The sequence below is a fragment of the Chryseobacterium sp. SIMBA_029 genome (genome assembly GCF_046535275.1).
Classification (GTDB): domain Bacteria; phylum Bacteroidota; class Bacteroidia; order Flavobacteriales; family Weeksellaceae; genus Chryseobacterium.
This window is the reverse complement of sequence record NZ_JAWRXA010000472.1, coordinates 1-262: the sequence shown is the minus strand read 5'-3', so window position 1 is coordinate 262 and position 262 is coordinate 1. Positions and strand designations below refer to the sequence as shown.

Sequence of the window (262 nt, the reverse complement as noted above, 5' to 3'; positions counted from 1 at the left end):
CAGGCTTTTGAGAAATTGCTGATTTCCATTCTTTCAGCGATTGAAAAACCAGTTTTTAACCTTAAAAAGCTTTTAGAGCTTTACTATGAACTGCTCAACCAAAATCAAACCAAGGTCGATAAAACGATTGTCAGTTTGCTTATAGAATGGGAAAAAGAGAATAACCTGAAAAAAATTATACATCAAATTAAAAACCAATGAAAGAAAGACTCTATGAAATTCTTAATGAGGAAAAAATACATGAGATTATCCCTTTTTTGAA

Annotated in this window: 1 protein-coding gene; it reads left to right on the top strand. The window is 30.2% G+C overall.

Annotated elements, in window-relative coordinates:
* Positions 1 to 201 (top strand): DUF6493 family protein (locus SB679_RS24870; protein WP_410704970.1); only part of this gene is annotated, 201 nt, incomplete at its 5' end.
* Between the last annotated feature and the right edge of the window lie 61 nt (positions 202 to 262).